This is a genomic window from Streptomyces sp. NPDC057623 (assembly GCF_042800355.1).
Classification (GTDB): domain Bacteria; phylum Actinomycetota; class Actinomycetes; order Streptomycetales; family Streptomycetaceae; genus Streptomyces.
Window position 1 is genome coordinate 45,405 of record NZ_JBHVGZ010000038.1, and the last position, 17,178, is coordinate 62,582.

Consider the following 17,178-nt stretch of genomic DNA (forward strand, 5'->3'; position numbering starts at 1 on the left):
TGGTGGGGGGTGGGGAGTTGGGCCGTACCGACACTGATAGGAAAGTTTCCTACCAGAAGCAGGCGCCAGAGGCACCGGTCGCGTCAAAGGTTCGTACCTATGTACAAACAGCCGCCGGCTACGGCAGCGGCTGCTCCGCCCAGATCACCTTGCCCGCGGGCAGGTACCGCGTGCCCCAGCGGTCCGCCAGCTGCGCGACCAGGAACAGGCCGCGCCCGCCCTCGTCCGTCATGGTCGCGTAGCGCAGATGCGGCGAGGTGCTGCTGCTGTCGAAGACCTCGCAGATCAGACTGCGGTCGCGCAGCATGCGCACCCGGATCGGCTCACCGCCGTACCGGATCGCGTTGGTGACCAGCTCACTCAGGATCAGCTCCGTGGCGAAGGACAGCTCCTCCAGCCCCCACGCCTGAAGGGTCCGCGTCACGGCGGAGCGCACCTGGGCCACGGCCGCCGGATCGGACGGCACCTGCCACTCGGCGACCAGCTCCGACCCGAGCGCCCGGGTGCGCGCCACGAGCAGCGCGATGTCGTCGCTCGCCCGGCCCGGCTGCCGGGCGTCCAGTACGGCCTGGCAGGTCTCCTCCGGCGACCGGCCGGCCCGGCCCAGCGCGGCGCGCAGCAGCTCGAGCCCCTCGTCGATGTCGCGCTCGCGGTCCTCCACCAGCCCGTCGGTATAGAGCACGAGCCGGCTGTCCTCCGCCAGCTCCAGCTCGGCCGTCTCGAACGGCAGCCCGCCCAGGCCCAGCGGGGGACCGGCGGGCACGTCCGGGAAGTCGACCGAGCCGTCCGGCTGGATCAGGGCCGGCGGCGGATGCCCCGCGCGGGCGATCGTGCACCGCTGGGAGACCGGGTCGTAGACCGCGTACAGACACGTCGCGCCGGTCACGGGGGCGGTGTCACCCTCCTCCTCCGTCTCGTCCTGGTCGATCCGGGCGACCAGTTCGTCGAGGAGCGCGAGCAGTTCGTCGGGCGGCAGGTCCAGGGCGGAGAAGTTGTGCACCGCCGTCCGCAGCCGGCCCATCGTCGCCGCCGCGTGCAGCCCGTGGCCGACGACGTCGCCCACCACCAGCGCGACCCGCGCACCGGACAGTGGCAGCACGTCGAACCAGTCCCCGCCCACACCGGCCTGCGCCGGCAGATACCGGTAGGCGATGTCCAGCGCGTTCTGCTCCGGCAGGCTGCGGGGCAGCAGACTGCGCTGGAGGGTGACGGCCATGCTGTGCTCGCGCGTGTACCGGCGGGCGTTGTCGATGGACACCGCGGCCCGGGCGACCAGCTCCTCCGCGAGCGCCACCTCGTCGGTGTCGAACGGCCCGGCCCCGCGCGACCGCCAGAAGCTGACCACGCCCAGCACCAGGGACCCCGCCCGGAGCGGCACCGCGACCAGCGAGTGGATGCCGAAGTCCACGACCTGCGCCGACCGCTCCAGATCCTGGGCCCGCCAGCCCGGCGCCTCGTCCAGCCGCGGCTCGATGACGGCCTGCCCGTCCTTGAGCGCGCGGGCCTGCGGCGAGGAGTCCACGAACCGGATCTTCTCGCCCACCGGGTACAGCGGCGCGTCCTTGCTGATCCCGCCGGACGCCGTGCGGCGCAGCCCGGTCGCCGCCTCCGGCTGCCCGCCGCCCAGCACCGCCTCGAACAGGTCGACGGTGGCGAAGTCCGCGAACCGGGGCACCGCCAGCTCCGCCAGTTCCTCGGCGGTACGGGTGACGTCCAGGCTGGTGCCGATGCCCACACCGGCGTCGTACAGCATGTTCAGGCGTTCGCGGGCCTCCTCGGCGCGGCCGGACAGGGCCCGCAGCTCGGTCGAGTCGCGGAGCGTGGCGACGCTGCCGGACGGGCGGCCCCTGAGGGTGGTCGGGCGCTGGTTGACCGCCAGCAGCCGGTCCTTGACCAGGTGCACCTCGTCCGTGGCCATGCGGCCGGAGTCCAGCAGCTCGGCCGTGTCGGGGGCGAGGCCGAGATGGAGCACCCGGTGTCCCTCGGCGTCCTCGGGCAGGTCGAGGAGGCGGTGCGCCTCGTCGTTGGCGAGCAGCAGCCGGCCCTCGGCGCCGACGATGATCACGCCCTCCCGGACGGCGTGCAGGACGGCGTCGTGGTGCTCGTACATCCGGGTCATCTCGTCCGGCCCGAGGCCGTGTGTCTGCCGCAGCAGCCGCTTGCTGACCAGCGCGGTGCCCGCCGTGGACAGGGCGAGGGCGGCCGCCGCCGCGGCCAGCAGGAGCGGCAGCTGCCGATCCGCCGTACCGCCCACGGTCGCCTTCGTCACCCCGGCCGACACCAGCCCGACGACCTTGCCGTCGGGGTCCTTGATGGGCACCACCGCCTGCACCAGCGGCCCGAGCGTGCCCGTGATCTCCTCGACCACGACCCGGCCGGCCAGCGCGGGCTCGATGGTCCCGACGAATGTCTTGCCGATACGGTCCGGCTTGGGATGGGTGTAGCGGACACCGTCGGTGTTCATGACGACGATGAAGTCCACGTCCGTCGCCTCGCGCGCCGCCTCCGCCCGCGGTTGCAGCACGGCGGTCGGATCCGGGCTGTCCAGTGCCTCCCGGGTGCCCGGCGCGTTCGCGAACGCCTCGGCGACCGCCACCGATCGATGACGGGCCTCCTGCGTGGTGTCGTAGCGCACCTGCAGCACCAGCGCCGCCACCGCGGCGACGACCAGCAGCAGCACGATCACCACTTGCAGCAGGAACACCTGACCGGCCAGGCTGCGCCCGCCGAGTGTGGCCCGTACCGCGGAGAACCGTCCCGCGCGCCGCCCCTCGGCCAGTGCCTCGCGCGGCAGCCCGGTCCCGGGCACCGCGAGGCCGCGGTCGGGCGCACCCCGTATGCGCTCACCGCTCGGACGACGGGCCGACCGGGCCCCGGAGCGACCCCACAGTCGGACCATGTGCCCATGTCTACACTGCCGGGCCTCTGGAGGCGAGAGACGTAACAGAACGTGACAGGGCCTGCCGCGTCCCCCACACATCGGCCACAGGTGTGAAGCCCTCGACCGGGCAACTCCCGTCCCCGCCACAGGGTTACACGTCCGTACGCCGCCGACGTGTGCCCTCACTCGCGGTGGGGGGAGTGGCCCGTCGCGTGGCGAGCAGCAGCGCGATGTCGTCGGGGCGGTCCGCCGTGTGCCGGGCGGTCGCGGTGAGCCGGTCGGCCATGCCCGCCAGCGAGCGCCCGCCCGGGCGGGCGCCGGGGGAACCGGCCCTGGCCAGCGCCACCCGCAGCGCGCTGATGCCGTCGTCGATGTCGACACCGGGCCGCTCGACCAGCCCGTCCGTGTACAGGGCCAGCACGGCACCCGGCTCCATCCGCAGCTCCGTCACCGGGTACGTCGCCTGCGGGTCCACCCCGAGCACGACCCCACCGGGCAGGTCGAGGACATGTGTACGGCCGTCCGGGCGGCGCAGCAGCGGCCGCGGGTGCCCGGCCACGGCCGCCTGGGCGACGCCGGTCACCGGATCGAGCCGGATGTAGCAGCAGCTCGCGAACAGGCCGGCGTCCAGGTCGATGAGCAGGTGGTTGGTGCCGCTCATGACCTCGTCGGGCGGCCGGTCACCCAGGGCGAAGGCGCGGACCGCGCTGCGCAGCTGGCCCATGGTGGCCGCCGCCTGCACGCCGTGCCCCTGCACGTCGCCGATGACCAGGGCCAGACCGTCGCCGGCGGCGACGACGTCGTACCAGTCACCGCCCACCTCCATGCCCTGGGTGCCGGGCAGATAGCGTCCGGCGGTCTCCACCAGCGGGTGCTGCGACAGCCGCCGGGGGAGCAGCGCCTGCTGGAGCCCACGGGCCAGCGCGGCCTCGCTCTCGTAGCGTTGCGCCTTCTCCATCGCGTGGGCGATCAGCCCGGCCATCGCGGTGAGGACCGTGCGTTCCTCGGTGCTGAAGCTGCGCGGCCGGTCGAAGCCGAGGATGCAGGAGCCGACGGGCCGCCCGGAGGCGATCAGCGGCAGGAAGGCGCGTGCCCCCTCCGTCGCGTCCAGCGCGATCCCCGGGTAGGCGTCGGCGAGTTGCTGCATCGAGTCGTAGAACAGCGGGCGCCCGCTGGTGAGCGTCTCGACCCCGGGCAGCCGCTCGTCCAGCTCCACACCGTCGAACGGGGCGAGGAACCCCTTGGGGAAGCCGGTCTCCCAGGCCAGGTACAGATGCCGCTCCTGGAGCAGGTAGATGGCCAGCCGACGGCCGCCGAACGCGGGCAGCAGCTCGCGCATCACCACGGCGGACACCTGGCGGGCGGTGACCGCCTCGGTGAGGGCGATGGCGAGCACGATGGGGCGGTACAGCGGAGAGAGCGACGGGGCACCGGGCGTCTCCGGCGCGCCGAGCACGTCGGGGAGAGCGGACGGGCTGTCCGTCACCCGGTGCCCCAGCCGGATCGTGCAGGTCAGCAGGTCCGGGCCGGGATAGACGGACAGGGCGAGCCAGTCCCCCTCGGTCGCGTGGGGCTCGCGCCCATGGGCGGACGGCCTTCGGACATGGAAGTGGACCGGGTCCGGGGACAGCAACGCCCCGCGCAGATGGTCTTCGAGGGTCGGCTGGTTCAGCCACGGCACGCCCTCCCAGAGCGGCCGGCCCAGCAGCTCGGTGCGCGGCCTGCGCAGCAGCCGGGCCGCGTGCGGATTCGCGTAGACGACCGTCCCCAGCCGGTCCAGGCACAGTACGCCGTCCGGCAGCAGATCGGCCGCCGCGTCCGCCACCGTGCCCGGCCCCGGATCGAGCACGACACCCCGCACGGTCGTCGCCCGGGTACGGGCCGTGTCGTCGTAGGGCCCCCACACCTCGACCAGCCGTGGCCCGCCGTCCGGGCCGCGCACGAACAGCGGCAGAGCCGGCGGCCGCCCGCGGGCCGCCTCCCGCAGCGCCGCGAGGATCCGCTCCGCGTCCCCCGGGGCGACGGCGTCCGCGAACGCCTCCGCGGTGCCCTGGGCTTCCGCCGCGGCCGAACCCAGGACGACGTTCAGCCGCTCGTCCGCCGTCAGCAGACCCGTCACCGGATCCCAGGCGAACCGTCCCAGGTGCCCGGAGGGCGGCCGGCTGGCCGGCGGCCGCAGACACAGGGGCCCGTCCTCCCAGGACACCGCCGACGCGTCCTCGTCCTCCAGCTTGTCCAGGGCCATCCCCAGCTCCTCGGCCAGCCGGGCCATGCGCTCGCGCACGGGCAGCAGCTCCGTGGCGTCCGCCGCCGACGGGCGCAGCACGGTCAGTACGCCGAAGACGCCGGCCCTGCCCGCGACGGGCACGTACAGGGACCCGAACGGGAACGGCAGGCCGGCCGCGTACTGCGGATAGCGGCGCATCGCCTCCGTCGCGTTCGGCAGCACGACCTCGACCCCGAGCCGGTAGGCGTCCGCGACGGGGAACGGCCGGTCCACATGCAGCCGCCACCACGGCCGGAACAACGGCCCCGGCAACCCCTCCAGCACCGCCAGTCGCAGCAGCCCGGGCGTGCGGGAGCGCAGATAGACCCCTCCGGCGTGGCCACCGGCCGCGCTGATCGCCTCCGCCGAGGCATCGATCAGCAGCGCCGTCAGCCTGCCGGGCGTGCGCTCTGCGCCCTCGGCGCTCCCAGTCATCGGCCCTACCTCGTCCGTACGCCCTCACGCGCGCGACACAGCAAGAATGCGCCACGTGCCCCCTCGCCCGCACCTGGGCGGCACGACCCGGCGCCGCGGGGCCGGGTACCCACGGGGCGGAGACCGACGCCCGGACGATGCCGGCCGCGACCGCTGCCACCTGCTCCTTCGCCATCGGAGAGCCCCGGCCCGCAACCGCGCCATGGCTCACCCCGTTGTCGGTGCGAGACCCGAGGCTCTCCGGAAGACTCGGGAACGGACGCGCCGGGCGCAGCACAGGCAGGAGACAGACCATGGAGTACTACGACCTTGGCACCTACACCCGCTCCGTGACCACGTCCTCCGCCGACGCGCAACTCTGGTTCGACCGCGGACTGACGTGGACGTACGCCTTCCACCACGAGGAGGCCGTCGCCTGCTTCGAGGCCGCCGTCGAGGCGGATCCCGACTGCGCCATGGCCCACTGGGGCATCGCCTACGCGCTCGGCCCGAACTACAACAAACCCTGGGAGTTCTTCGACGACCAGGACCTGGTCCGCACCGTCGACCGGACCCACGCGGCCGTCGAGCTGGCACATGAGAAGGCGGGCGGCGCCACCCCTGTCGAGCAGGCGCTGATCGCCGCGCTGCGGGCCCGCTACCCGCAGGCCGAGGCCGTCCAGGACTGCTCGGTCTGGAACGCCCCCTACGCCGACAGCATGCGCACGGTCTACGAGCTGGCCCCGGACGACCCGGACATCGCCACCCTGTACGCCGACGCCCTGATGAACCTCACGCCCTGGCAGCTGTGGGACCTGCGGACGGGCGAACCGGCCGCGGGCGCACGCACGTCGGAGGCCAAGGCCGTCCTCGACGGTGCCCTCGCCACCGACGCCGGACGCGGGCACACGGGGGTGGTCCACATGTACATCCACCTGATGGAGATGTCCCCGACCCCCGAGGCGGCGCTGGCCGTCGCGGACCGCCTGCGCGGCCTGGTGCCGGACGCCGGGCACCTCCTGCACATGCCCTCGCACCTGGAGGTGCTGTGCGGCGACTACCGGCGCGTGGTCTCCGACAACACCGCGGCGATCGCGGCCGACGAGAAGTACCACGCCCGGGCCGGGGCGATGAACTTCTACACCCTGTACCGCTCGCACAACTACCACTTCAAGATCTACGGCGCGATGTTCCTCGGCCAGAGCGAGGTCGCCCTCAGGACCGCGGACGAACTGGAGGCGTCCATCCCGGAAGACCTGCTGCGCGTGCCGAGCCCTCCCATGGCCGACTGGCTGGAGGCGTTCCTCGCCATGCGGGTGCACGTCCTGATCCGCTTCGGCCGCTGGGACGACATCCTGGCGCTGCCGGTCCCCGGCGACCCCGAGCTGTACTCCATGACGACGGCGATGCGCCACTACGCGCGAGGCGTCGCCCTGTCCTCGACCCACCGCGTCGACGAGGCGGAGGCGGAACGCCGGTACTTCCGGGAGGCCGTCGCCCGGGTCCCCGAGACCCGCATGCTCTTCAACAACACCTGCGCGGACATCCTCGCGATCGCCTCGGCGATGCTCGACGGCGAACTGGAGTACCGCAAGGGCAACCACGACGTCGCCTTCGCCGCCCTGGAACGCTCCATCGAACTGGACGACAACCTCCCCTACGACGAACCGTGGGGCTGGATGCAGCCCACCCGGCACGCCTACGGCGCACTCCTCCTCGAACAGGGACGGGTCGAGGAGGCGGAAGCGGTCTACCGGGCCGACCTCGGCCTGGACGGCACCCTGCCGCGCGCGTTGCAGCACCCGGGCAACGTCTGGTCCCTGCACGGCCTCCACGAATGCCTGCTGCGACTGGGCCGGACCGGTCAGGCCCAGATGGTGGCCCAGCAGTTGCGGCTCGCCGCCGCGCTGGCGGACGTACCGATCGAGGCATCCTGCTTCTGCCGGCTCGACACGACCGCACAAGGGCCCGCCGAGCGCGAGTGCTGCGCCGGCTGAGTCAGCGGTCCGCGGGCGGGCCGGGCAGGGGCTGTTCGAACCAGACCACCTTGCCCGTGCTCACCCTCGTAGCGCCCCAGCGCTGGGACAGCTGGTCGACCAGGAACAGCCCCCGGCCGCCCTCGTCGCTCAGCCGGGCGTGCCGCATCCTCGGCACCACCGGGGAGTCGTCACCGACTTCGCAGCGCAGTACGTCCGTGCAGAGCAGCCGCAGGGTGATGGGCCGGGACGCGAAACGTACGGCGTTCGCCACCACCTCGCTGACCATGAGCTCGGTGGTCTCCACCAGGGAGTCCAGACCCCAGTGACCGAGCGTCCTGCGGGTCAGCCGACGGGCCTGGCCCGCGGTCTGCGGGCGCGGCGCCATGTACCAGTACGCGACGGTCTCCGGCAGGATGCCCTCGAACCGGGCGGCGAGCAGCGCGATGTCGTCCTCCCGGTCACCCGATCCCAGGGTGCCGAGCGCCTCGTCGCACAGCTTCTCCAGCTCCGCGGGCGCGGATCCGGAGGCGGCGGCGCGCAGCCGTGCGCACAGCCGCTCCACACCGGTCAGTACGTCCGAGTCGCGGGACTCGACCAGGCCGTCGGTGTACAGCAGCAGCGCCGCCCCGGCGGGCGCGTGCGTCTCGACGGACTCGAATCCGCCGCCGCCGACGCCGATCGGCGCGCCGGGCGGGACCCGGAGGACCTCCGTGGTGCCGTCGGGGTGCAGCAGTACCGGCGGCAGGTGGCCGGCGTTGGACACCAGCAGCCGGTGCAGCACGGGGTCGTACATGGCGTACAGGCAGGTCGCGGTGTGCTCGCTGCCCAGCCGGCCCGCCTGCTCGTCGAGGTGGTGCAGTACCTCGTCCGGGGGCAGATCGAGTCCGGCCAGGGTCTGCACGCTGGTGCGCAGCTGACCCATGATCGCGGCCGAGGTCATGGAGTGGCCCATCACATCGCCGATCACCAGCGCGACGCGGTTGCCGGGCAGCGGGATCGCGTCGTACCAGTCGCCGCCGACCTGCGCGGTCCGCGAGGACGGCAGATAGCGGCTGGCCAGCCGGACGCCGGGCGGCTCCGGAAGCGACGGCGGGAGCATCGTGCGTTGCAACGCGTCCGCGATGGACGCCTCGCGCTCGTACAGCATCGCCTTCTCCAGCCCGAGGGCCGTGTGGGTGGCGAGCTGGGAGGCCACGAGCAGGTCGTCGCCGGTGAAGTCAGGGCGGCCGGGGCCGCGGACGAGGACGACGCTGCCCAGGACATGGCTGCGGCCGTGCAGCGGGGCGATGACGAGCCGCTGTCCGGGCCGCGCCGTGGACCGATCGCTCTCCGTTCCCAGCAGCTCGGCCGCCGCGGACGCGGTGTCCTGGGAGTCCGCGAGCACCGGCCGCCCGTCCCGGAGCAGTGCGGCGAGGGGGCCGTCGGCCGTCGGGTGGACGACCGCCGCCGCCGAGGCCGGGTGCGGGCCGGCCGGGGGCGGGGACCGGTCCACGGTGTGCAGCCGCAGGACACCGGGGGCGGCGTCGGTCTCCTCGCCGACCGGCAGCGGCGCGTACAGATGAACGAACGCGGTGTCGGCGAAGGCCGGGACGGCCGCCCGGCACAGCTCGTACAGGGTCTCGTCGAGATCCATGCCACGGGCGATCTGGCGGGTCGCCGCGTCGAGGTAGCGGAGCCGGTCCGTCTGCGGCTCGCCGGGACCGGACCCGTCGCCGCGCGGGGTTGAGCGCAGCGCTTTTGCGGGCAGGGGCGATGCGGGCGGCTGCGGCCGACACGCGAGAGCGGCACGTTCCCGCACGCCGGGTGCCTGGCCCCGGACGTTCTCACCGGCTCCGTGCTGCTTCGTCATGCCTGCCCTTCCGGCCGTGCGGCCCCGCCGCGCTCTCCGAGCGGATCAGGTGTCTTCAGGCGCGCCGCCCGCACCGCAGGAAGATCTGCACCTCGGGCTGGATGTCGGCGGCTGCCGGAGCGTAGGTGTACGAGGACTCCCCGATGATCTCGAAGTCCGCCGTCTCGACCACTTCGCGCAGCTCGTCCCGCAGATAGCCGGAGACGCGGATGTTCGCCCCGAGGAACGGGATCGTGAAGTCGTCCACATCGGCCTCCACCATCGACAGCGCGAACAGGCCCTTGGGAACCAGCAGGTGGCGGATGGTCCGCAGGGTGCGGGGAATCTCGGCGCGCGGCAGCATCAGCAGGGAGAAGAAGGCGGTCACCGCGTCGAAGCGGCCGAGGTCCAGCGGCCCGCCGGGGCGCAGGTCCGCGAGGTCGGCCTGATGGAACTCCCCCTCGGGCACGTTGGCGCGGGCCAGCGCGACCATCGCGCCCGACAGGTCCACGCCCACGACCTCGACGCCCGCCGCCGCCAGCTGGCCCGCGGTCGGCAGCCCGGTGCCGCAGCCCAGGTCCAGCACCCGGGATCCGGCCGGTAGCGATCGGATGAGCCACTCGGCGGCCTCGACTTGTCCTTCCTTGTGCGGGAAGGCCTTGTCATAGCGCTCGCCGATGGCGTCGAAGGCCTCGGCCTGACCTGTGCGGTCGGGCCGTAGGGTCCCGTGGTCGAGTTCGTCGGCAGGGTTGCTCACAAGGCTTCTCCTTTGAGGCATTATGGGGCATTTTTCAGGAACGAGACAGGTGTGCCGGTGCATGCGGGGATGTCCGCGTCATGGTGCCCCGGCTCAGAAGACGCCCTGGCCCGGGACCAGGATCCCCCGCGGGTCGTACGCGCGCTTCGCCCGCTCCAGCCGTCGCCACTCGGGGCCGAAGTGGGCACGCCAGTCCGCGCGGGTGAAGGGGATGCTGCCGACCGGATACCGGGTGCCGCCCGCCGCCGCGGTGAGCTCGTAGGCGGAACGGTTGGCGGCCAGGAGCCGGTCGACGGTGGCGGTGTCCTCGGGCGGGGTGGCGCGCAGCAAGGCGAAGAGGTACGGCGTCGGGTCGTCCGGGGCGCGCAGGAGCGGGGTGGTGAGGCGCTCCCGCAGGAGCGGGTAGACGAGGACGAGGCCGGGTCCCAGGTCGGCGGGCCCGAGCGTCTCCAGCATCCGTGACGCGAGGGCGGCGGCCGACCGCCCGGGGAGCAGCAGGTTGAGCCAGGGGTGGGCGTACGACCAGAGGCCGGCCTCCTTCAGGGCGGCGACGGCGGGAGCCAGCCGGTCGAGGAAGTCGTAGTAGGAGAGGTCGGCGCGCTGGACGCCGGAGGCGTTGTGGCGCAGGCCCCGGAGCAGGACGGTGTCGTCCGGCGCCGGGCCGACCGGCGGACCGTAGGCCACGGCCTCCAGCGTGGGGACGCGGAACGCGCCGCCGGCATCCGCCGCGACCTGGCCCTCGACATAGTCGAAGCGGCCCTCCCGCACCAGGGCGAGCTGGTCGTCGAGGAAGGTCTCCAGGTCGTCGTAGGGCAGCAGGTAGTGGCGTACGGTCTCCGGCGCGGGCACCAGCCGGACGGTGGCGCCCACGATGACGGCGCACTGGCCGAGCCCGGCCAGGACCGCGTGGAACAGGTCGGGGCGCCGGGACCGGGAGCAGCGCACGAGCTCGCCGGCGCCGGTGACGACCTGGAGTTCGGTGACGTTGTCGACCTGGGCGCCGTGCCGGTGGGTCTGGCCGCCCAGGCCGCCGACGGAGAGGGTGCCGCCGACGGACAGTTCGAGATAGTCGGTGAAGACGGGCGGGGTCAGGCCATGGGCGATCGTGGCCTTGGCCAGCTCACTCCATCTGACGCCGGCGCCGACGGTCACCGTGGTGCTGTCCGCCCGGACGGGGCCGATGTCCGCGAGGGGTGCGGTCTCGATCACCAGCCCGCCCGCCACCTGTGCCTGGCCGTTGGTGGCGTGTCCCTGGCCGCGCGGTGCGACCGGCAGGTCATGGGTCTGGCAGAACCGGACCATGGCCATGACGTCGCGGACCGACCCGGGGCGCAGCACGGCGACGGGACGGCGGTGCACGATGTGCCCGAAGTCGTCGGAGGCGGCCGCGAGCGACGACTCGTCCGTGGTCAGCGACCCGTCCAGCGGGGGAGTCCCCACCAGGCGGCCCGGTCCGCCCGCGGATGCGGTCGTGGCCCAGCTGCGGGTGGCGGGGGCGAAGCCGATCACCGCCGCTCCGGTGGCGGTGAGCCCGCCGGCTGTGAGTCCGCGCAGAACGGTACGTCGTGACGGCGTGTGGGACATGTACGGCCACCTCACCCATAGTTCGGGAATCAGCAAGTCCGCTTGATGCTAGGCGAGTTGACTGTGAAGACACGTGACGAAACACCCGGCTCCGAGGCTCCGCGGCAATACTTCGGAGCTCTCCTGCAACCCCTGGGCCACGTCGGGCGTCTGCTGTGTATGGGGACTGGTGTTCCCCCGCAGTTCATTCGTCCGCAACCGTCGATCGACCAGAGGACCTCATGTTCCCTCCCGCCCCCGGCTCGCGTGTGTTCCGACAGACCGCCGGCGCGGTCGGCGCCGTCGCCCTGATCGCGCTGGGCGCCTCGCCAGTGGCCGCCGAAGACACCGCCCCCGGACTGGTTCTGGGAGAGATCGCTCCCGTCAAGGGGGTGAAGCCGGGCAGCTCCTTCGCGGTGCCCGCGACTTTCACGAACACGGGCACCGAGGCTCTCGCCAAGGTGTGGATGTCGTACGAGGTCAGCCACGGACTGAGCCACGCCGAGCTGCCCTCCAACTGCCTTGCCTGGAAGGTCGGCGGGTTCGACGAGATCCCGGTCAGCACGAAGGCGGTCTGCGCGTTCGACCAGACGGTGAAGCCCGGTGTCGTCTACGCGCCCGAGAAGGCGCTGAAGGTCGGCGTTCTGGACAGCGCGCTGTACGACAGCGTCACTGTCGTGGTCAGCGCACAGGACAACGCTCCCGGGGACGAGGCCTCTTCGGGGCCCGTCCGGGGAACCGGCCCCGAGCTGAAGCTGGCCGAGCGGCCCGACGCCACCCCGGCCGCCCCCGGCTCCGCCGAGCACGAGGACTGGGACGCGCGGGAGGTGGCGGTGAACGCCGCGAACACCGCCGACTTCCAGGTGACGGGCGCCCGGCTGAAGGGCCGTGTCGGAGACACCGTGGACCTGAAGGTCAAGTTCACCAACGCCGGGCCGGGTTGGATGTACCGGGGGACGGTCGGTATCCCGGTCACCCGGGTCCTGATCAAGATGCCCGCCGGAACGACGGTCACCAAGGGCCACGCCTACTGTGAGAAGCAGCCCTCCGGCACCTACGAGTGCGGCACCGACCAGGCATGGGTCGACGAGGGCGCCGTCCACACCTACACCTTCAGGCTGAGGATCGACAAGGCGGTGCCGGGCGCCAAGGGCTCGGTGGCGCTCGAAGCGAAGCCCCGGCCGTTCGACCCCGACAAGGCCAACGACGCCGCCGACATCACGCTCGACGTCGCCGGCTCCGGCGGCGGATCGACGGGCGGAAGCGGCGCCACGACCTCCGGCGGCGACGGCTCCACGTCCGCCGGCGGGACGGGCTCCACCGGCGGTTCCGGTGCCACGGGCGGCTCCTCGACCGGCGGTGGCTCCTCCACCACCGGCGCGTCGACGACGGGTGCCACGGACTCCGCCCCCACCGGCGACCTGGCGAGCACCGGTTCCGGTTCTACGCTGCCCCTCGCCGGTGCCGCGGTCGCCGCTGTCGGCATCGGCGCCGGCGCTGTTCTGGTCGTACGCCGACGCCGCGCCACCCGCTAGGAACAGCCAGGAAGGAAGCACGAGTTCAGGGCAGATCGGCCTCCGCGGGGCTGTCGTCGAGGAAGCCGCCCGACTGGTGCTTCCACAGCTTCGCGTAGGCACCGCCCCTCGCGAGCAGACCGTCGTGCGTGCCCTGCTCGACGATCTGTCCACGGTCGAGGACGACCAGCTGGTCCATGCCGGCGACCGTGCTCAGGCGGTGCGCCACCACCAGTGCCGTCCGCCCGTCCATGAGCCGCCACAGCGCCTCCTGGACCAGGAGTTCGCTCTCGGAGTCCAGGGCGCTGGTCGCCTCGTCGAGCAGCAGGATCGGCGCGTCGCGCAGGATCGCCCGGGCGAGGGCGACCCGCTGGCGCTGCCCGCCGGACAGCTTGATGCCGCGCTCGCCCACCATGGTGTCGAAGCCGTTCGGCAGCGCGTCGGCGAACTCCGTGACGTGCGCCGCCTCCGCCGCGCGGCGGATCTCGGCCTCGGTGGCGTCCGGCCGGGCGAACGCGATGTTGTCCCGCAGGGTGCGGTGGAACATCGCCGGGTCCTGCGGCACATAGGCCATCAGACCGCGCAGCTCGGCCTGGCGCAGCCTGCTGATGTCCTGACCGCCGACCAGGATCCGGCCGGTGTCGATGTCCGTCATCCGCAGCAGCAGCCGGGTCAGGGTGGTCTTGCCGCCGCCGGACCGGCCCACGAGGCCGATCTTCGACCCGGCCGGCACCTCCAGGTCGAGGCCCTCGAACAGCGGGCGGCCACCGGTGTGGGCGAAGGTCACCCGCTCGAAGCGGACGTCGGCGGGAGCGGGCAGCAGCGGCTCCGGCGACGGCGGGTCGAGCACGGTCGGCGGCGTCAGCAGCAGCTCGGTGAACTGCGCGGCCTCCGTCATCGAGCTCTCCAGCCGACGGTAGATCTGGTTGAACTCGAACATGATCCGCGTCGCGTTGGTGTAGTACGTGAACGCGACCACGACCGCCTCCACGCCCGCCGGGCCCCCGCCGAGCGTGACGGCCAGCAGCAGGCCCAGCGCGTTGGTCAGCACCGACATCGGCGCGACCAGCGTGTCGATGCGCAGATTGCCGTAGTCCCACGACAGCAGCGTGAGCCGGCGCGAGGCCGCGACGCGGGAGCGGTGCTCGGCGGCCTCGCGCTTTTCGGCGGCGAACGCCCGCACCGTGTCCATGTTCATCAGGCTGTCGGCGACGTGGCCCGACACCCGGGCGATCGCCTCCTCGCGCTCGTCGACCAGAGCCTGCCGGCGCCGGATGAGGGGCACCACGCACAGCGCGGTCACCGCGATCATCGTCAGGAGCCCGACGACGAGCAGCGGTTCGTAGCGCCACAGCACCACTGCCCCGAACACCAGCGGCACGAAACTGCCCACGATCTGGAACGTCAGCGTGTCGACGAACTGCTCGAAACGGGAGGCGAAGCTCAGCACCCGCTTGGTGAGTGACCCGGCGAAGTTGTCGTGGAAGAACGCCGCGTCCTTGGCGAACAGCTCGTCCATCCCGATCACGTACAGGTGCTCGATACCGAGGGCGTCGAGGCGGTTCAGACAGTGCAGGGCGATGCGCCACAGCGCCTCCGCGAGCAGCAGGACACCGACGAAGCCGACGACGTACGGCAGTGTCGAGCCGAGCGTGACCTCCGAGTCACCCGCGATGTCGCCGACCAGCTTGGCGACGATCAGCGGCGCGATGTAGTTGATTCCGATGTTGCCCAACGCCGAGAGCAGCATCGCGGGTAACGTCAGCCACCGAAGGCGGGCCAACTCCCGTCCGTAGTAACGAAGTGCGAGAAGCACCGAGCGTCTGCCCGGCAGGACCCTGCGAGATTCAGGCGTTCCCATCCCACCCCTGTGCTGTTCTGCGGCAGCCCGCCTCGCGCGACCGAGGGAAGGGGGCATCGCCGCGATTGTCACGTGTAGTAGCGATTCGAGTACGCAGTGTCCCGCGACGGTGGCCGTGACGTCCAAGCGTTTTCCGGTCGGCGGCGCTCGGCTCCCCGGCACACGGAGGACTTCGTGCGATTCCTGCCCCGTTCACCGTCCGGCTGGACCATGGCCGTCTTCGGCGTCCTCGCCGCCGCCATGGGCGTGGTGGGACTGGTCGCCCCGGGCGCCCTGCTCGCGGTCATGGGCTTCGCACCGGCGAAGGGTTCGAGGCGGGCGGACGGCGGCCACACCCTGGTCTTCGTGACCGCCTCCTCCATGGCGGCGCTCAACATGGGCGTCTACTACGTGCTGGCCGCGCTCTCCGACTGGACGGCGTTCTTCCGCTGGACCGTCCCCTTCCGCCTGCTGACCTGCACGGTCTTCACGCTCGCGGTGATCGGCGGTCGGGCTCCTTACGGATTCCTCGGTGTGGGCCTCTGGGAGGGGACCGGCGCGGTGGCCACGGCGGTGGCTCTCCGTCACGAGCGACTGGCCGGCAGCCGGTCGTCCCAGGTCGGCGGCGTCTGAGGGCCGTGCACAGCAGGCTCTGTGGCCTCTCACTTCCGTGACGTCCCGCAGGCTTCTGCCCTTTGGGACGCGTAGCCCCGCTCTGCGTGGGAACCAGCAGCGGTGGAAGCACCAGGACAAGTCACCGCGGCCGACGACAGACGGGCCGGAGAAGGTGTGATGGCGACGGAATCGCGAGGAGGCGGCAAACCGCCTTCCGAGGAGATACAGAACTGCGAGGTCAGGTTTGACGGAGGATTCGGTGATGTGACCAGAGCCCGCCTGAGCGCGGAGAAGTATCTGACCACGCTGGAGCGGTCCGCACCGCCGGAGACTCCCGAGTACCGGGACGACATCGTGCTGGTGGTCACCGAACTGGCCGCCAACGCGATCCAGTACGCCCCGGGACCGTTCGGGCTGACCATGCGCAGGGCGTTCGACGGCGTGCACGTGACACTCAGTGACACGAACACCACGCCACCGGCGCCGCGCCCCTTCCACCCCGGCGACGGCAGCGGCGGAGGCATCGGCTGGTACCTGATCCACACACTGTGCGACCAGGTCAGCGTGGTGGTGCGGGAGGACGGCAAGGACGTGCACGCGTTCCTGCCCTGGTGAGTCGAGCCGCCTGCCCGGCGGGCGGGCGCCGGGCACCGAGGCCCGAGCGGGCACTCAGGCCAGCGGCACCAGCACGGTGACCGTCTTGCCGCCCGCGCGGCGGCGCTCGATGTGGATCTCGCGGGACAGGCGGATGATCAGAGGCCATCCGTAGCCGCTGCCCTCATGCGTGTGGGGGAGAGTGCCGGGCCCGTAGGCGGCGGAGGGGACGGCGTCGCTGTAGTCGTGCACGCTCAGCCTCACTCCCTCGGGCAGCAGGGCCACCTCGAACCCCGCGAGGCCGCCGCCGTGCCGGATGGCGTTGGTGACCACCTCCGACACCACGAGCAGGAGATCCATGACGGCTCGCTCACCCGCCGGGCCGGACCGGGCACGTCCGTGCTCCTCCACGACCGATCGCACATAGCTGCGTGCCGTCGCCGCGCTGCTGATCGGGACCGACCGGGTACACGTCGCCCGGCTGTCCCCGGCCGGACGACGCTTTATCGGCTTCACGGTTGCTCGTTCGCGGCCCGCGGAATGCTCATCACTCCCTGAGCATGGCAGGCACGCGCCAAGCGGATCGGGGCTTCCGTCACTTCACCATTCCTCGCACGCTGTCGTCTCCGCTCCTCGTCGTCCGTCCGGGTCCATGGGGCTGCGCCTACCCGGGCACGGCCGAATCATGGGGCGGTGCGGAGTAGGGGTCGGTGCCGGGGTCGTGCACGGCGGCGAGCAGGCGACGAGCCGCTTCCAGGGCCCGTCCCACCTCGCGTGTGCCGGTCGACACGCACAGCGTGTAGGCCAGGTCCTGCGCGCGCAGGACGCGCCGGCCCGTGCCGTCCTCGCCGTCGCCCGGGTGGGCCATGAGCGTCTCGTACTCCTCGACGAGTCCGCGCAGCATCGTCGGATGGGGCATCAGCATGT

At 72.4% G+C, this 17,178-nt stretch carries 12 protein-coding genes; 4 read left to right on the top strand and 8 right to left on the bottom strand.

All coding sequences use genetic code 11. The features are described from left to right. Positions 1-118: 118 nt before the first annotated feature. Positions 119-2,899, bottom strand: a complete 2,781-nt coding sequence (locus ACFU95_RS31115; RefSeq protein ID WP_383834150.1) for a SpoIIE family protein phosphatase — start codon at positions 2,897-2,899, stop codon at positions 119-121. A gap of 133 nt (positions 2,900-3,032) precedes the next feature. Further along, positions 3,033-5,582, bottom strand: coding sequence for a SpoIIE family protein phosphatase (locus ACFU95_RS31120; protein ID WP_383834153.1), 2,550 nt, complete (start codon positions 5,580-5,582; stop codon positions 3,033-3,035). Between the two features lie 293 nt (positions 5,583-5,875). Here ACFU95_RS31120 and ACFU95_RS31125 point away from each other — a divergent pair, with 293 nt between their 5' ends. After that, a complete protein-coding gene (locus ACFU95_RS31125) occupies positions 5,876-7,558 on the top strand; it encodes a hypothetical protein (protein ID WP_383834156.1) in 1,683 nt (560 codons plus the stop codon). A gap of 1 nt (position 7,559) precedes the next feature. Here ACFU95_RS31125 and ACFU95_RS31130 read toward each other — a convergent pair whose 3' ends face one another. From ACFU95_RS31130 to ACFU95_RS31140, 3 genes are all read right to left on the bottom strand, one after another. Beyond that, positions 7,560-9,389 carry a SpoIIE family protein phosphatase gene (locus ACFU95_RS31130; RefSeq protein WP_383834159.1) on the bottom strand — a complete coding sequence of 610 codons (1,830 nt, stop codon included), beginning with the start codon at positions 9,387-9,389 and terminating at the stop codon, positions 7,560-7,562. Positions 9,390-9,444: 55 nt separating this feature from the next. Next, positions 9,445-10,146 (bottom strand): class I SAM-dependent DNA methyltransferase, encoded by a 702-nt coding sequence (locus ACFU95_RS31135; protein ID WP_383834162.1) that lies wholly within the window; start codon positions 10,144-10,146, stop codon positions 9,445-9,447. 72 nt (positions 10,147-10,218) lie between these two features. Next, entirely contained in the window at positions 10,219-11,709 is a 1,491-nt protein-coding gene (locus ACFU95_RS31140) for an FAD-binding protein (RefSeq protein WP_383834165.1), read from the bottom strand. Positions 11,710-11,957: 248 nt separating this feature from the next. Between ACFU95_RS31140 and ACFU95_RS31145 the strand changes: the two genes are divergently transcribed. Then, the gene (locus ACFU95_RS31145) at positions 11,958-13,223 is read left to right on the top strand and encodes a hypothetical protein (protein ID WP_383834168.1); all 1,266 of its coding nucleotides are present in this window, start codon (positions 11,958-11,960) and stop codon (positions 13,221-13,223) included. Between the two features lie 25 nt (positions 13,224-13,248). On the opposite strand, the gene ACFU95_RS31150 is transcribed toward ACFU95_RS31145, so the two are convergent. Next, positions 13,249-15,063 carry an ABC transporter ATP-binding protein gene (locus ACFU95_RS31150; protein WP_383834171.1) on the bottom strand — a complete coding sequence of 605 codons (1,815 nt, stop codon included), beginning with the start codon at positions 15,061-15,063 and terminating at the stop codon, positions 13,249-13,251. Positions 15,064-15,273: 210 nt separating this feature from the next. Between ACFU95_RS31150 and ACFU95_RS31155 the strand changes: the two genes are divergently transcribed. After that, positions 15,274-15,675, top strand: coding sequence for a hypothetical protein (locus ACFU95_RS31155; RefSeq protein ID WP_383834270.1), 402 nt, complete (start codon positions 15,274-15,276; stop codon positions 15,673-15,675). Between the two features lie 159 nt (positions 15,676-15,834). After that, positions 15,835-16,272 (top strand): ATP-binding protein, encoded by a 438-nt coding sequence (locus ACFU95_RS31160; RefSeq protein ID WP_383834174.1) that lies wholly within the window; start codon positions 15,835-15,837, stop codon positions 16,270-16,272. A gap of 54 nt (positions 16,273-16,326) precedes the next feature. Here ACFU95_RS31160 and ACFU95_RS31165 read toward each other — a convergent pair whose 3' ends face one another. Both ACFU95_RS31165 and ACFU95_RS31170 read right to left on the bottom strand, forming a co-directional pair. Next, positions 16,327-16,767: an ATP-binding protein gene (locus ACFU95_RS31165; protein ID WP_383834177.1), complete on the bottom strand. Its 441-nt coding sequence runs from the start codon at positions 16,765-16,767 to the stop codon at positions 16,327-16,329. 148 nt (positions 16,768-16,915) lie between these two features. Next, positions 16,916-17,176, bottom strand: coding sequence for a DUF5133 domain-containing protein (locus tag ACFU95_RS31170; protein ID WP_383834180.1), 261 nt, complete (start codon positions 17,174-17,176; stop codon positions 16,916-16,918). Between the last annotated feature and the right edge of the window lie 2 nt (positions 17,177-17,178).

Coding starts and splice junctions, on each gene's coding strand:
- ACFU95_RS31115 (WP_383834150.1), bottom strand. CDS start 2,899: ATGGTCCGACTGTGGGGTCGCTCCGGGGCCCGGTCGGCCCGTCGTCCG.
- ACFU95_RS31120 (WP_383834153.1), bottom strand. CDS start 5,582: ATGACTGGGAGCGCCGAGGGCGCAGAGCGCACGCCCGGCAGGCTGACG.
- ACFU95_RS31125 (WP_383834156.1), top strand. CDS start 5,876: ATGGAGTACTACGACCTTGGCACCTACACCCGCTCCGTGACCACGTCC.
- ACFU95_RS31130 (WP_383834159.1), bottom strand. CDS start 9,389: ATGACGAAGCAGCACGGAGCCGGTGAGAACGTCCGGGGCCAGGCACCC.
- ACFU95_RS31135 (WP_383834162.1), bottom strand. CDS start 10,146: ATGCCTCAAAGGAGAAGCCTTGTGAGCAACCCTGCCGACGAACTCGAC.
- ACFU95_RS31140 (WP_383834165.1), bottom strand. CDS start 11,709: ATGTCCCACACGCCGTCACGACGTACCGTTCTGCGCGGACTCACAGCC.
- ACFU95_RS31150 (WP_383834171.1), bottom strand. CDS start 15,063: ATGGGAACGCCTGAATCTCGCAGGGTCCTGCCGGGCAGACGCTCGGTG.
- ACFU95_RS31155 (WP_383834270.1), top strand. CDS start 15,274: ATGGCCGTCTTCGGCGTCCTCGCCGCCGCCATGGGCGTGGTGGGACTG.
- ACFU95_RS31160 (WP_383834174.1), top strand. CDS start 15,835: ATGGCGACGGAATCGCGAGGAGGCGGCAAACCGCCTTCCGAGGAGATA.
- ACFU95_RS31170 (WP_383834180.1), bottom strand. CDS start 17,176: ATGCTGATGCCCCATCCGACGATGCTGCGCGGACTCGTCGAGGAGTAC.